This window comes from Burkholderia aenigmatica (genome assembly GCF_902499175.1).
GTDB classification, from domain to species: domain Bacteria; phylum Pseudomonadota; class Gammaproteobacteria; order Burkholderiales; family Burkholderiaceae; genus Burkholderia; species Burkholderia aenigmatica.
In genome coordinates, this window is record NZ_CABVQC010000059.1 from 12,878 (window position 1) to 27,132 (window position 14,255).

The 14,255-nt window shown below is 67.3% G+C and carries 11 protein-coding genes; 9 read left to right on the forward strand and 2 right to left on the reverse strand.

Going from position 1 to position 14,255, the window contains the following annotated elements:
- Window positions 1-7 precede the first annotated feature (7 nt).
- A complete protein-coding gene (locus tag BDO18943_RS31770; RefSeq protein WP_175025398.1) occupies window positions 8-1,198 on the forward strand; it encodes an acetyl-CoA C-acetyltransferase in 1,191 nt (396 codons plus the stop codon).
- A 101-nt stretch (window positions 1,199-1,299) separates the two neighbouring features.
- Here BDO18943_RS31770 and BDO18943_RS31775 read toward each other — a convergent pair whose 3' ends face one another.
- Window positions 1,300-1,992, reverse strand: coding sequence for a TetR/AcrR family transcriptional regulator (locus BDO18943_RS31775; RefSeq protein ID WP_175025399.1), 693 nt, complete (start codon window positions 1,990-1,992; stop codon window positions 1,300-1,302).
- A gap of 356 nt (window positions 1,993-2,348) precedes the next feature.
- Here BDO18943_RS31775 and BDO18943_RS31780 point away from each other — a divergent pair, with 356 nt between their 5' ends.
- The 8 genes from BDO18943_RS31780 (at window position 2,349) to BDO18943_RS31815 (ending at window position 13,100) form a co-directional block, all read left to right on the forward strand.
- The gene (locus tag BDO18943_RS31780) at window positions 2,349-3,629 is read left to right on the forward strand and encodes a Zn-dependent hydrolase (protein ID WP_175025400.1); all 1,281 of its coding nucleotides are present in this window, start codon (window positions 2,349-2,351) and stop codon (window positions 3,627-3,629) included.
- A 135-nt stretch (window positions 3,630-3,764) separates the two neighbouring features.
- On the forward strand, window positions 3,765-5,102 hold the full coding sequence (locus BDO18943_RS31785; RefSeq protein WP_175025401.1) for an NAD(P)-dependent oxidoreductase: 1,338 nt from the start codon (window positions 3,765-3,767) through the stop codon (window positions 5,100-5,102).
- Between the two features lie 64 nt (window positions 5,103-5,166).
- A complete protein-coding gene (gene preA, locus BDO18943_RS31790) occupies window positions 5,167-6,486 on the forward strand; it encodes an NAD-dependent dihydropyrimidine dehydrogenase subunit PreA (protein ID WP_175025402.1) in 1,320 nt (439 codons plus the stop codon).
- A 102-nt stretch (window positions 6,487-6,588) separates the two neighbouring features.
- Window positions 6,589-8,097: an NCS1 family nucleobase:cation symporter-1 gene (locus tag BDO18943_RS31795; RefSeq protein WP_175025403.1), complete on the forward strand. Its 1,509-nt coding sequence runs from the start codon at window positions 6,589-6,591 to the stop codon at window positions 8,095-8,097.
- A gap of 61 nt (window positions 8,098-8,158) precedes the next feature.
- Window positions 8,159-9,616 carry a dihydropyrimidinase gene (hydA, locus tag BDO18943_RS31800; RefSeq protein ID WP_175025404.1) on the forward strand — a complete coding sequence of 486 codons (1,458 nt, stop codon included), beginning with the start codon at window positions 8,159-8,161 and terminating at the stop codon, window positions 9,614-9,616.
- Between the two features lie 355 nt (window positions 9,617-9,971).
- Window positions 9,972-11,246 carry a NupC/NupG family nucleoside CNT transporter gene (locus BDO18943_RS31805; RefSeq protein WP_175025405.1) on the forward strand — a complete coding sequence of 425 codons (1,275 nt, stop codon included), beginning with the start codon at window positions 9,972-9,974 and terminating at the stop codon, window positions 11,244-11,246.
- A 39-nt stretch (window positions 11,247-11,285) separates the two neighbouring features.
- Window positions 11,286-12,602, forward strand: coding sequence for a thymidine phosphorylase (gene deoA, locus BDO18943_RS31810; RefSeq protein ID WP_175025406.1), 1,317 nt, complete (start codon window positions 11,286-11,288; stop codon window positions 12,600-12,602).
- Window positions 12,603-12,662: 60 nt separating this feature from the next.
- Entirely contained in the window at window positions 12,663-13,100 is a 438-nt protein-coding gene (locus BDO18943_RS31815; RefSeq protein WP_175025407.1) for a cytidine deaminase, read from the forward strand.
- Window positions 13,101-13,134: 34 nt separating this feature from the next.
- Here BDO18943_RS31815 and BDO18943_RS31820 read toward each other — a convergent pair whose 3' ends face one another.
- Window positions 13,135-14,250, reverse strand: coding sequence for an aromatic ring-hydroxylating oxygenase subunit alpha (locus tag BDO18943_RS31820; protein ID WP_175025408.1), 1,116 nt, complete (start codon window positions 14,248-14,250; stop codon window positions 13,135-13,137).
- Between the last annotated feature and the right edge of the window lie 5 nt (window positions 14,251-14,255).

Here is a 14,255-nt window from a genome sequence, read left to right on the forward strand (position 1 = left end):
GCGAATCATGACGACTCAGGATCCGATCGTAATCGTTGGTACGGCGCGTACGCCGATGGGTGGTTTTCAGGGCGACCTCGCGGCAGCCAGCGCGAGCGACCTTGGCGCGGTAGCGATTCGCGCGGCGCTGGAGCGCGCGAACGTGCCGGCCGAGCGTATCGATGAAATCGTGTTCGGCTGCGTGCTGCCGGCGGGCCAGGGCCAGGCGCCGGCGCGGCAGGCTGCGCTGAAGGCCGGGCTGCCGCTCGCGGCGGGCGCGACCACGGTCAACAAGATGTGCGGCTCGGGGATGAAGGCTGCGATGTTCGTGCATGACCTGCTGCTGGCGGGTTCGGCGGATGTGGCCGTCGCGGGCGGGATGGAGAGCATGACGAATGCGCCGTACTTGCTGCCGAAGGCGCGCGCGGGGATGCGCATGGGTCACGGGCAGGTGCTCGACCACATGTTCCTCGACGGGCTGGAAGACGCGTACGACAAGGGCCGGTTGATGGGCACGTTCGCGGAGGATTGCGCGCAGTCCTATCAGTTCACGCGTGAAGCGCAAGATGCGTTCGCGATCGAATCGCTGATGCGCGCGCAACGTGCGATCGCGGAAGGGCGCTTCGTGTCGGAGATCGCGCCGGTGACCGTGAAGGCCGGCAAGGCCGAAGCGGTCGTGTCGATCGACGAGCAGCCGGGCAAGGCGAAGCTCGACAAGATTCCGACGCTCAAGCCGGCGTTCCGCGAAGGCGGCACGGTGACGGCCGCCAACTCGTCGTCGATCTCCGACGGCGCGGCGGCGCTGGTGATGATGCGTCGCTCGGAAGCCGAGCGGCTCGGCCTCGCACCGAAGGCCGTGATCGTCGGGCATTCGACGTATGCGAACAAGCCGGGCCTGTTCGCGACGGCGCCGATCGGCGCGATTCGCAAGCTGTCGGAGAAGACCGGCTGGAATCTGCGCGATGTCGATCTGTTCGAGATCAACGAGGCATTCGCGGTGGTCGCGATGGCCGCGATGCGCGATCTCGACTTGCCGCACGACAAGGTCAACGTGCACGGCGGCGCGTGCGCGCTCGGCCATCCGATCGGCGCATCGGGCGCGCGCGTGATGGTGACGCTGCTGGCCGCGCTGGAAAACTACGGCCTCAAGCGCGGGGTGGCGTCGCTGTGTATCGGCGGCGGCGAGGCGACGGCGATTGCGATCGAGCGCGTCGCCTGACGCACGACGCATAGTACGCACGCTGCAACGCGGGCGACGGGTATCGCGCGGGAATCTTCCGCGCGATACCCGTTTTTCTTTTGGCAGATCGCGTTGTCGCGCTATGCCTTCGCGCGCGGCGACACCGCCCCGCATGCGCGAATCACAAGCTGCACGACCTTTTCGGTCTTCTCGTCGAACGCTTTCTGCGTGAACGTCCGCTTGCCGCTCAGCGCGCGGATCTGCGCATCGAAATCCGCATAGTGCTGCGTGGTGGCCCAGATCAGGTACATCAGCGCATGCGCGTCGATCGGCGCGAGCAGCCCGCGCGCGATCCAGCCATCGATGACCTTCACGCGCGTATCGAACCACGGCTTCACGCGTTCCGACAGGATGTCCTGCATGTGCTCCGCACCGTGGATGATCTCGTTGGCCCAGACCTTCGAGCCGAGCGGTCGCCGCCGTGACAGCGCCATCTTCGCACGCACGTAGGCGCCGATCGCTTCGACGGGATCGTCGTCGGCCTCGAATGTGCCGGCCGCGCGATGCCAGTCCTCGAACAGGTCGTCGAGCACGCGGCGGTACAACGCGAGCTTCGTCGGGAAGTAGTAATGCAGGTTCGCTTTCGGCAGGCCGGCGCGCTCCGCGATCATCGCGGTGCTCGCGCCGTCGAGCCCGCGTTCGGCGAACACTGCCTCCGCACAGGCGAGCAGATGCGCTTCGTTGGACTCGCGGATGTGCGCCTTGCGTCGCCGCAAAGGCGCGGGCGTTTCGTCGCTGTCGGTGGCTTCGGTTGCCGCCTCGTCATGTCTCATCGTTGCCCTCGCGCGGCGGGCGTGCCGCGTTGGGCTTCATTCTAGCTGCTGATCCGCATCGAGCGCACGTGTGCGGACATCGCGCATTCATCGCCATGCTGCGTTGCGATGGCACGGTTCTCGCTCCATTCATTCACGCAAGAAAGTCATTGATTTGGTCATTTTGATCGTCTAAAACCTGTCCAATCGGACAGGATTCGATGAACGGCGGAAACCTTTCGGTCCGATTCGTCGGACGATCTTTGCAAGCGACGCAGGCATGCGCCACGCAAGCGCAGGTGTGCGCCGAAACAGGCATGACATGCACCGGCACAGACCGGGCTGACGACATCACCGACCCCACAGGAGCGATACGAATGAACGCGGTATCGGAAACAGTGAAGCGGGCAGCTTTCGACACGTCGATCAAGGTCGACGGCAAGCGGTTGTGGGACAGCCTGATGGAAGTCGCGAAGATCGGCGCCACGCCGAAGGGCGGCGTGTGCCGCCTCGCGCTGACCGATCTCGACAAGGCCGGCCGCGACCTGATCGTCGGCTGGGCGAAGGCCGCCGGCTGCACGGTGACGGTCGATACGATGGGCAACGTGTTCATGCGCCGCGCGGGCCGCGTAGCCGATGCGGCGCCGGTCGTCACGGGCTCGCACGCGGATTCGCAGCCGACGGGCGGCCGTTTCGACGGCATCTACGGCGTGCTCGGCGGCCTCGAGGTGATCCGCAGTCTCAACGATCACGGCATCGAGACCGAGCATCCGGTCGAGGTCGTGATCTGGACCAATGAAGAAGGCTCGCGCTTCGCGCCCGCGATGGTCGCATCCGGCGTATTCGCGGGCGTGTTTTCGCTCGAATACGGACTGTCGCGCAAGGATGTGGACGGCAAGACGATCGGCGAGGAGCTGGCGCGGATCGGCTACGCGGGTGACGTGCCGTGCGGCGGGCGCAAGCTGCATGCGGCATTTGAACTGCATATCGAGCAGGGGCCGATTCTCGAAGCGGAGTGCAAGACGATCGGTGTCGTGACCGATGCGCAGGGGCAGCGCTGGTACGAGATTACGTTCACCGGCCAGGAAGCGCACGCGGGGCCGACGCCGATGCCGCGCCGCCGCGACGCGCTGCTCGGCGCGTCGCGCGTGGTCGATCTCGTCAACCGGATCGGCCTCGATCATGCGCCGTTCGGCTGCGCGACGGTCGGCATGATGCAGGTACACCCGAACTCGCGCAACGTAATTCCGGGCCGTGTGTTCTTCACCGTCGATTTCCGTCATCCGGACGACGCCGTGCTCGCGAAGATGGATGCTGCGTTGCGCGATGGTGTGGCGCGCATTGCGGGCGAGATCGGGCTCGAGACCGATCTCGAGCAGATTTTCTATTACAAGCCTGTCGCGTTCGATCCTGCCTGTGTGGAAGCGGTGCGCGGCGCGGCCGACCGCTTCGGCTTCTCGCATCGCGACATCGTGTCGGGTGCCGGCCACGATGCGTGCTATCTCGCGCAGGTCGCGCCGACGTCGATGGTGTTCGTGCCGTGTGTCGACGGCATCAGCCATAACGAGATCGAGGACGCGACGCCCGCATGGATCGAGGCCGGCGCGAACGTGCTGCTGCACGCGATGCTGTCGCGCGCGTGCGAGCCGGCTTCATGACGCAGAGACCGTAGCAGCCGGCAGGCTGCTCAATGCCTGACAGCCTGACCGTAGCATTCCTAAGAACGACCGCCCCGACTGTGCATATACAGCCGGCGGGGACGGCTTTGTCTCCACCCAGTCGAAGGAACGCGTATGAGCACCCAGCCAACCGGCGATATCGCCGCGCATCGCCTGTCGTCCACGCAACTCTCGTGCGAATTCACCGATATCGCGCCGCTGCTCGATCCGACTGCCGCAGCGGCCGCCGCCAGCCGCTGCCACTACTGCTACGACGCGCCGTGCGTGCAGGCCTGCCCGACGCAGATCGACATCCCGAGCTTCATCCGCAAGATCGGCAACGGCAACCTGAAGGGCGCCGCCACCGACATCCTGTCGGCGAATCCGCTCGGCGGGATGTGCGCTCGCGTGTGTCCGACCGAGATCCTGTGCGAAGGCGCATGCGTGCGCAACCATCAGGATGCGCAGCCCGTTGCGATCGGCGCGCTGCAGCGGCATGCGACCGACTGGGCGATGGAGACCGGCGCGGTGCGCTTCATGCGCGCGCCCGACACGGGCCGCCATGTCGCAGTGGTCGGCGCGGGCCCGGCCGGGCTCGCGTGCGCGCACCGGCTCGCGCTCGCCGGGCACCGCGTCACGCTGTTCGACGCGCGCCCGAAGGCCGGTGGCCTCAACGAATACGGGATCGCCGCGTACAAGACGGTCGACGATTTCGCGCAGCGTGAGGTCGAGTGGCTGCTGTCGGTGGGCGGCATCACGCTGAAAACCGGCGTCGCGCTTGGCCGCGACATGACGCTCGACGCGCTGCGCGAGCAGCACGATGCGGTGTTTCTCGCGATGGGCCTCGGCGGCGTGCGTGCGCTTTCGATCGACGGCGAGCAACTGGCCGGTGTGATGAACGCGGTCGACTTCATCGAGCAAGTGCGGCAGGCCGATGCGCTGGAGAACGTGCCGGTCGGGCGGCGCGTGGTCGTGATCGGCGGCGGCAATACGGCCATCGATGCGGCGGTGCAGAGCCGCAAGCTCGGCGCCGAGCGCGTGACGATGGTGTACCGGCGCGGCGTGGATGCGATGAGCGCGACGTGGGCCGAGCGCGAGTTTGCGCAGAAAAGCGGCGTCACACTCGTCACGCACGCGAAACCGGTGCGCATGGCGGGTGCGGACGGGCAGGTGACGGGTGTCGAGTTCGAAGCGGTATCGGGCGAGCGTTTCACCGTGGACGCGGACATGGTGCTGAAGGCGATCGGCCAGACGTTGACGCCCGACGGTGTCGACGCCGCGTTGCTGACGGCGGACGGCGCGCGCATCGCGGTGGACGCGGACGGGCGCACCGCCTGGCCCGATGTGTGGGCCGGCGGCGACTGCGCGGCGACGGGCGGTGTCGACCTCACGGTGCAGGCCGTGCAGGACGGCAAGCGCGCGGCTGCGTCGATCGACGCGGCGCTCGCGGAACGCGACGCGAAGGCTGCGTGACCGCATCACGCGCGTCAGACACCACGAGCACAACGAACACGACCCCACTCTCACGGAGCCGAACATGGCCGACCTTCGCTGCACCATCGCGGGCATCACTTCGCCGAATCCCTTCTGGCTTGCCTCCGCGCCGCCGACCGACAAGGCCTACAACGTGAACCGCGCGTTCGAGGCGGGCTGGGGCGGCGTCGTCTGGAAGACGCTCGGGCTCGATCCGCACGTCGTCAACGTCAGTTCGCGCTACGGTGCGGTGCAGTGGAACGGTCAGCGTATCGCGGGGCTGAACAACATCGAGCTGATCACCGACCGTCCGCTCGACGTGAACCTGAGAGAGATCGCGCAGGTGAAGCGCGACTGGCCGGACCGCGCGCTGATCGTGTCGCTGATGGTGCCGTGCAACGAACGCGACTGGAAATGGATCCTGCCGCTCGTCGAGGATACGGGTGCCGACGCGGTCGAACTGAACTTCGGCTGCCCGCACGGGATGAGCGAGCGTGGAATGGGGGCGGCGGTCGGACAGGTACCCGAATATGTGGAGATGGTCACGCGCTGGGTGAAGGAGGGCACGAAGCTGCCTTGCCTCGTGAAGCTCACGCCGAACATCAGCGACATCCGGATGGGGTCGCGCGCCGCGTACAAGGGCGGCGCGGACGGCGTGTCGCTGATCAACACGATCAACTCGATCGTCGCGGTCGATCTCGACCACATGGCGCCGATGCCGACCGTGGACGGCAAGGGCACGCACGGCGGCTATTGCGGCCCGGCGGTCAAGCCGATCGCGTTGAACATGGTCGCGGAGATCGCGCGCGATCCGGAAACGCCGAACCTGCCGATCTCGGGCATCGGCGGCATCTCGAACTGGCGCGACGCGGCCGAGTTCATGGTGCTCGGCGCAGGCAGCGTGCAGGTGTGCACCGCGGCGATGCATTACGGCTTCCGGATCGTGTCGGATCTGGCCGACGGGCTATCGAACTGGATGGACGAGAAGGGCTACGCGACGCTCGACGACATCCGCGGCCGCGCGGTGCCGAACGTGACCGACTGGAAATACCTGAACCTGAAGTACGACATCAAGGCGCGCATCGATCAGGACCGCTGCATCCAGTGCGGGCTGTGCCATATCGCATGCGAGGACACGTCGCACCAGGCGATCACGGCGACGAAGGACGGCGTGCGCCACTTCGAAGTGGTCGATTCGGAATGCGTCGGGTGCAATCTTTGCATGCATGTGTGTCCGGTCGAGCAATGCATCACGATGGAGCGCGTCGATTCGGGCGACTATGCGAACTGGACCACGCATCCGAACAATCCGGCGAGCGCGGAGGCGGGTGCGAGTGCAGGCGCGGCGGCGGCACCCGAGAAGCACGCGAAGAAGGCTGCCTGACCGGCGTCCGGTGGCGCGGGACATCCTGCGCCGCCGTTTTTCGTTCCACCGGGGCCGGCATCGGATGATGCCGGCGCTGACGTTTCTCGTGGAGTGCGCTAGATGAATCACGCAGCGAATCCCGCCGATCCCGACAGCGCCGCGGCGCCGGGCGGCAGCCTGTACAACGACGACCTCGCGCCGACGACGCCGGCGCAACGCACGTGGAAGTGGTATCACTTCGCGGCGCTATGGGTCGGGATGGTGATGAACATCGCGTCGTACATGCTCGCGGCCGGGCTGATCCAGGAAGGCATGTCGCCGTGGCAGGCGGTGATGACCGTGTTGCTCGGCAACCTGATCGTGCTCGTGCCGATGCTGCTGATCGGCCATGCAGGCGCGAAGCACGGAATTCCGTACGCGGTGCTTGTGCGCGCGTCGTTCGGCACGCAGGGCGCGAAGCTGCCGGCGCTGTTGCGCGCGATCGTTGCGTGCGGCTGGTACGGGATCCAGACCTGGCTGGGCGGCAGTGCGATCTATACGCTGCTGAACATCCTGACCGGCAACGCGCTGCACGGCGCGGCGTTGCCGATCGTCGGCATCGGGGTCGGGCAGCTCGCGTGCTTCCTGGTGTTCTGGGCGCTGCAGCTCTACTTCATCTGGCACGGCACCGATTCGATCCGCTGGCTCGAAAGCTGGTCCGCGCCGATCAAGGTGGTGATGTGCGTGGCGCTGGTGTGGTGGGCAACGTCGAAGGCGGGCGGCTTCGGCACGATGCTTGCTGCGCCGTCGCAGTTCGCGGCGGGCGGCAAGAAGGCCGGGCTGTTCTGGGCGACCTTCTGGCCGGGCCTGACCGCGATGGTCGGCTTCTGGGCGACGCTCGCGCTGAACATTCCCGACTTCACGCGCTTCGCGCATTCGCAGCGCGACCAGGTGATCGGGCAGTCGATCGGGCTGCCGTTGCCGATGGCGTTGCTGTCGGTGGTATCGGTCGTCGTGACGTCGGCGACCGTCGTGATCTACGGCAACGCGATCTGGGACCCGATCGACCTGACGAGCCGGATGACGGGCATCGGCGTGGGCATCGCGCTCGTGATCCTCACGCTCGATACGATGTGCTGCAACCTCGCCGCGAATCTCGTCGGCCCAGCCTATGACTTCTCGAGCCTGTGGCCGAAGGCGATCTCGTATCGCACGGGCGGGATGATCACCGCGACGATCGCGATCGTGATGATGCCGTGGAAGATCCTCGCGACGACGGACGGCTACATCTTCACCTGGCTCGTCGGCTATTCGGCGCTGCTCGGGCCCGTGGCAGGGATCCTGATGGTCGACTACTTCCTGATTCGCGGCACGCGGCTCGACACGCGCGCGCTGTTCGACGAGCGCGGCGGCTTCAGCTACGCGCGCGGCTGGAATCCGGCTGCGCTGGCCGCGCTCGCGATCGGCGTGCTGCCGAACCTGCCAGGCTTCCTGCACACGGCCTTTCCGGCGTCGTTTCCGAACGTGCCGGCGTTCTTCAACACGCTTTACACGTACGCGTGGTTCGTCGGCCTCGTGCTGGCGTCATGCGTGTACGGTACCTGGATGAAGTGGCGCGCCGGACAGCACGCGCAGATCGCGCGCGCATGACGCGCGCGATGCATGTGACGTGTGTGATGCGGCACCCGACAGTCAACGAGGAGGCAACCCAATGGCAATCCTGATTCGCGGCGGCACCGTGGTCGATGCGGACCGCTCCTATCGCGCGGACGTGCTCTGCGCAGCCCCGGAGGACGGCGGCACGATCCTGCAGATCGCCGAGCAGATCGACGCGCCGGCCGGCGCAACCGTCGTCGATGCGCACGACCAGTACGTGATGCCGGGCGGCATCGATCCGCATACGCACATGGAACTGCCGTTCATGGGCACGACCGCGAGCGACGATTTCTACTCGGGGACGGCCGCCGGGCTCGCGGGCGGCACGACGAGCATCATCGACTTCGTGATCCCGAGCCCGAAGCAGCCGCTGATGGACGCGTTCCACGCATGGCGCGGCTGGGCCGAGAAGGCGGCGGCCGACTACGGCTTCCACGTGGCCGTGACGTGGTGGGACGACAGCGTGCACCGCGACATGGGCACGCTCGTGCGCGAGCATGGCGTGTCGAGCTTCAAGCACTTCATGGCGTACAAGAACGCGATCATGGCCGACGACGAGGTGCTCGTGAACAGCTTCTCGCGTTCGCTCGAGCTCGGCGCGCTGCCGACCGTGCACGCGGAAAACGGCGAGCTCGTATTCCAGCTGCAGAAGGCGCTGCTCGCGCGCGGGATGACGGGGCCGGAGGCACATCCACTGTCGCGGCCGCCGGAGGTCGAGGGCGAGGCGGCGAACCGCGCGATCCGCATCGCGCAGGTGCTCGGCGTGCCCGTGTATATCGTTCATGTCTCCGCGAAGGATGCGGTCGATGCGATCGCGCGTGCGCGCAGCGAAGGGCTGCGCGTGTTCGGCGAAGTGCTGCCGGGCCATCTGGTGATCGACGAGGCCGTCTATCGCGATCCGGACTGGACGCGCGCGGCCGCGCACGTGATGAGCCCGCCGTTCCGCTCGGCCGAGCATCGCGAGGCGCTGTGGCGGGGGCTGCAGGCGGGGCAATTGCATACGACGGCGACCGACCACTGCGTGTTCTGCGCATCGCAGAAGGCGATGGGGCGCGACGATTTCACGAAGATCCCGAACGGCTGCGGCGGGGTCGAGGATCGCATGTCGGTGCTGTGGCATCACGGCGTGAATCACGGCCGCATCACGCCGAACGAGTTCGTGCGGATCACGTCGACGAACGCCGCGCAGATCTTCAACCTGTATCCGCGCAAGGGCGCCGTGCAGGTGGGCGCCGATGCCGACCTCGTCGTGTGGGATCCGGCCGCGACGAAGACGATCTCGGTGAAGACCCATCACCAGCAGGTCGACTTCAATGTGTTCGAGGGCATGACGGTGCGGGGCGTCGCGACCCACACGCTCACGCGCGGCGCGCTCGCGTGGGCCGACGGCGATTTGCGCGCCGTGCGCGGCGCGGGCCGCTATCTGAAGCGCCCGCCCGCGGCCAGTTACTACGAGGCCGCGCGGATCGCGAACCGGCTGCGCGAACCGCATCCGGTCGAGCGCGCCGGCTGAACGGTGCATCTCGCGCGGGGCGTGTCGGTGCGAACGGCACGCCCTGCATTTGAATTTGAACCTGCTTTTCCATTCGGGCCGGCACCGCTCCGGCCCGAACCTGCTTCCTCTCCGCATCCCGTCAATTCTCTCAATATCTGGGACGAATCGAGCGTGATCTCGTCTTGCCGATCTCCCGGTACATAGAAGAACTGAGCAAGTCGACACAACACGCGACGCCGCGCAAACGCGGCCATTTTGTTTGCGTTGTCGGCATGCATGCCGGCGAGTAATATCCACCGACGGCGTTGCGCAGGCGTGCCGGGCCGGGCCGCCCGCCGAACAGTCCAACAACATCGAGAGCAAGGAGTACGAGGTGGATATTCTGCGCAGTCTCCTGGGTATGCTGTTCCTGCTGCTGGTCGCCTATCTGCTGTCGAACAACCGGCGCGCGGTGAGCGGCCGGACCATGATCGCCGCGCTGTGCACCCAGCTTGCGATCGGCGCGCTGGTGCTGTTCGTGCCGTCGGGCCGCGCGGTGCTGGCGGCGGCCGCAAGCGGCGTCAATCGCGTGCTCGACATGGGCAATCACGGCATCGCGTTCGTGTTCGGCGGGCTGGTCGACAGCCGGATGTTCCAGCTGTTCGGCGACGGCGGGTTTGTTTTCGGCCTGCGCGTGCTGCCGATGATCATCTTCGTGACTGCGCTGATCGCGGTGTTGTACTACATCGGCGTAATGAAGTGGATCGTTGCGATTCTTGGTGCGGCGCTGTCGAAATTGCTCGGCGTGAGCCGCATCGAGGCGTGCTCGGCGGTGGCGACGATCTTTCTCGGGCAAAGCGAGATGCCCGCGCTCGTGAAGCCGTTCGTGCGGAACATGACGAGTGCCGAGATCTTCACGGTGATGGCAAGCGGCATGGCGTCGGTCGCAGGCTCGGTGCTGGTCGGCTACGCCGGCCTCGGCGTGAGGATGGAATACCTGCTCGCCGCGTCGTTCATGGCGGTACCCGGTGGGCTGCTGTTCGGCAAGCTGCTGTATCCGACGGTCGAGCCGAGCCGCGTCGTGGTCGACGGGCTCGACTTCGACGACAAGCGGGCCGCCAACGTGATCGAGGCGGCGGCGTCCGGTGCGTCGGTCGGGCTGCGGATCGCGATCAACGTCGGCGCGATGCTGATCGCGTTCGTGGGGCTCATCGCGCTGATGAACCTCATTGTCGGCGGCGTGGCCGCGTTCGCGGGCTTTCCGCAGATCACGCTGGTCGGTATCATCGGCCACCTGTTCGCGCCGCTCGCGTGGATCATCGGCGTGCCGTGGCACGACGCGACGCTGGCCGGCAACTTCATCGGCGAGAAACTGATCTTCAACGAGTTCGTCGCGTATGGCGACCTGTCGCCGTACCTGAAGGGCGGCGCGCACGTCGCGGCGGCCGGCCTGCAGGTGCTCGACCCGAAGACGCTCGCGATCGTGTCGTTCGCGCTGTGCGGCTTCGCGAATTTCTCGTCGATCGCGATTCTCGCGGGCGGCTTCAGCGCGGTCGCGCCCGAGCGCCGCTCGGAAGTCGCGCGGCACGGCCTGCGCGCGCTGACGGCCGCGACGCTGTCGAACTTGATGAGCGCCGCGATCGCTGGCCTGTTCTTCTCGCTGCATTGAACCGCGCAGCAGACTCCGACCGACCGAGGAGAGGCAACGATGTTTTTACCGCAGGAATTCATTCGCCGGAAGCGCGACGGGCAGCCGCTCGATCGTGACGGGATTGCCGCGTTCGTCCGCGGCGTGACCGACGGCAGCGTGACCGAGGGCCAGGTGGCCGCGTTTGCGATGGCCGTGTTCTTCAACGACCTGAGCACCGACGAGCGCGTCGCGCTGACGCTCGCGCAGCGCGACTCGGGCGACGTGCTCGACTGGCGCGCGCTCGATCTCGACGGGCCGGTGATCGACAAGCATTCGACCGGCGGCGTCGGCGATGTCGTGTCGCTGATGCTCGGGCCGATGGTGGCCGCGTGCGGCGGCTACGTGCCGATGATCTCGGGGCGGGGGCTCGGCCATACCGGCGGCACGCTCGACAAGCTGAGCGCGATTCCCGGCTACGACGTGACGCCCGATACGGACGCGTTTCGCCGCACGGTGCGCGACGTCGGCGTCGCGATCATCGGGCAGACCGCGCGGCTGGCGCCGGCCGACATGCGCATCTATGCGATTCGCGACGTGACGGCGACCGTCGAGTCGGTCGCGATGATCACCGCGTCGATCTTGTCGAAGAAGCTTGCGGCCGGACTCGACGGGCTCGTGATGGACGTCAAGGTCGGCTCCGGCGCATTCATGCCGACTGCAGAGCAGTCGGCGGAACTGGCCCGCAGCATCGTCGACGTCGGCAACGGCGCCGGCATGAAGACGACCGCGATCCTCACCGACATGAACCAGTCGCTCGCACCGTGCGCCGGCAACGCGCTCGAAGTGGCGTGCGCGATCGACTACCTGACGGGCAAGTCGCGACCGGCGCGCCTGCATGATGTCACGATGGCGCTTTCCGCAGAGTTGCTCGTCACCGGCGGGCTGGCACGCGATGTCGCGGAAGCGCGCGCGAAGTTGCAGCACGCGCTCGATTCGGGCGCGGCGGCGGAACGCTTCGCGCGCATGGTCGCGGCGCTCGGCGGCCCCGCGGACCTGCTCGATGCGCCCGCGCGTCATCTTGCGCGGGCGGACGTGATCGTACCGGTTCCGTCGCGCGCGAGCGGCGTGGTGCAGCGGGTCGATTGCCGCGCGCTCGGGCTGGCGGTCGTCGCGCTCGGCGGTGGCCGCACGCGCGCGGCGGATGCGATCGACTACCGCGTCGGCCTGACGGCGCTCGCGGAGATCGGGCAACGTGTCGAAGCCGGCCAGCCGCTCGGTTACGTGCATGCCCGCGACGCCGCCGCCGCGGCGCACGCGGTGGACGCGATCCAGCGCAGCTACGTGCTGGGCGAGACGGGTGACGCGCCGCCAACCCTCTATCAGCGGATCGGCTGACCGAGCGCCGGGGCAGACACAGGGATCGCTTCGCGTCACGGGCGTATCGTGACGGCCGGGATGCGGCTGCGCCGAACCATCCCGGCACACAATCGGAGGCATGACGAGATGGAACGACACGAACTGATCGAAGCGGCGAAGGCGGCGCGCGAACGCGCGTATGCGCCGTATTCGCGCTTCAAGGTCGGCGCGGCGCTGCAGGCGCGCGACGGGACGATTTTTCATGGCTGCAATGTCGAGAACGCGTCCTACGGGCTCTGCAACTGCGCGGAGCGCACGGCGATGTTTTCGGCCATCGCCGCCGGTTATCGCCCGGGGGATTTCACGCGGCTCGCGGTCGTCGGCGACACGGATGGCCCGATCGCGCCGTGTGGCGCGTGCCGTCAGGTGATGATCGAGATCGGCACGCCCGACATCGAAGTGATCCTGGCCAACCTGAAAGGGGCCGTCGAGGTCACGACGGCCCACGCATTGCTGCCGGGCGCGTTCCGGTTGTAACGGCGCGCGTGCCTCACGTCACGCGCCGCACGCATCACGCGCCGTCGCGCGCGTCGCGGATCGGGATTACCGTGCGTGCGCCGCACTGGCGCAGCAGGTCGCGCAACTCGTTGATGACCGGAAACACCTCGTGGTTCCAGTCGGCACCCTGGCGATCGTGCGCTTCCTGCTCGCGCTCGACGATCCAGCGATCCTCGCGGAAGATGCGCTCGGTGAACCAGACGAGCAGCGGCCACGCGAGATCGAGTGCGAACGGGATGCCGGGCTTGTGGATCGACAGCACGCCGAACGTGCGGTTGGTACGCTGTTCCGCGTCGAGCGGCACGTAGACGATCCACAGGTCCATGACGAGCGTGCCTTCGGTCGAGCGGATCTGCAGCGTCTGGTACGGATAGCCGGTGCGCACCGTCATCACGCTCTTGTCGGACTGCTCGGCCGTCTTCTTGCTGGCGCCGAACACGAGCGCCTCGCCGACCGGCTGCTTGCCTTCCAGCCGTGCGAATGTGTAGTCGACCTCGACCCAGTCGTCGCCGCGCCGGCGGCCGAGCGCGCGCGCGCGCATCTGCCCCATCTGCTTGCGGTGCAGGAACTGATGGTTCATGTCCATCAGGTTCTCGTGCATGAACGAGTAGTGGCACTTGACCTCGCGGCCGAAGCGGCGTGTCTTGTATGCGCGGTTGTCCGCCGAATCGAGCGCGGGGAACGGCTGCGAGTCGGCGAGCATCGCGTCGCCCGGGAACACGAAGATCAGCCCGTGCGCTTCGCGGCACGGATAGGCGCGCACGCCGTTGGGCAGGCGCTCGCGGCCGAGGTACGGCACGTCGACGCAGCGGCCGCTGTCGCACGCGTAGGTCCAGCCGTGATAGCAGCAGCGCAGCGTCTCGCCGCTCACGACGCCCGCGTGCAGCGGCACCTGGCGGTGCGCGCAACGATCCTCGAGCGCGTACACGGCGCCGGATTCGGTGCGCACGAGCACGATCGGATCGCCGGCGAAGCGCACGCCGAGCGTCTTGCCGCGTTTCAGCTCGCGCGACCACGCGAGCGGGTACCAGTGATCGGGATGAATCGGCACGCGGCGCAGGTCGCGCACGGCCGCGCCGGAAGAGGGTTCTCCAAGGGTGCCGCTGTCGGGGAAGGGCACTGCGCGCATGCGTG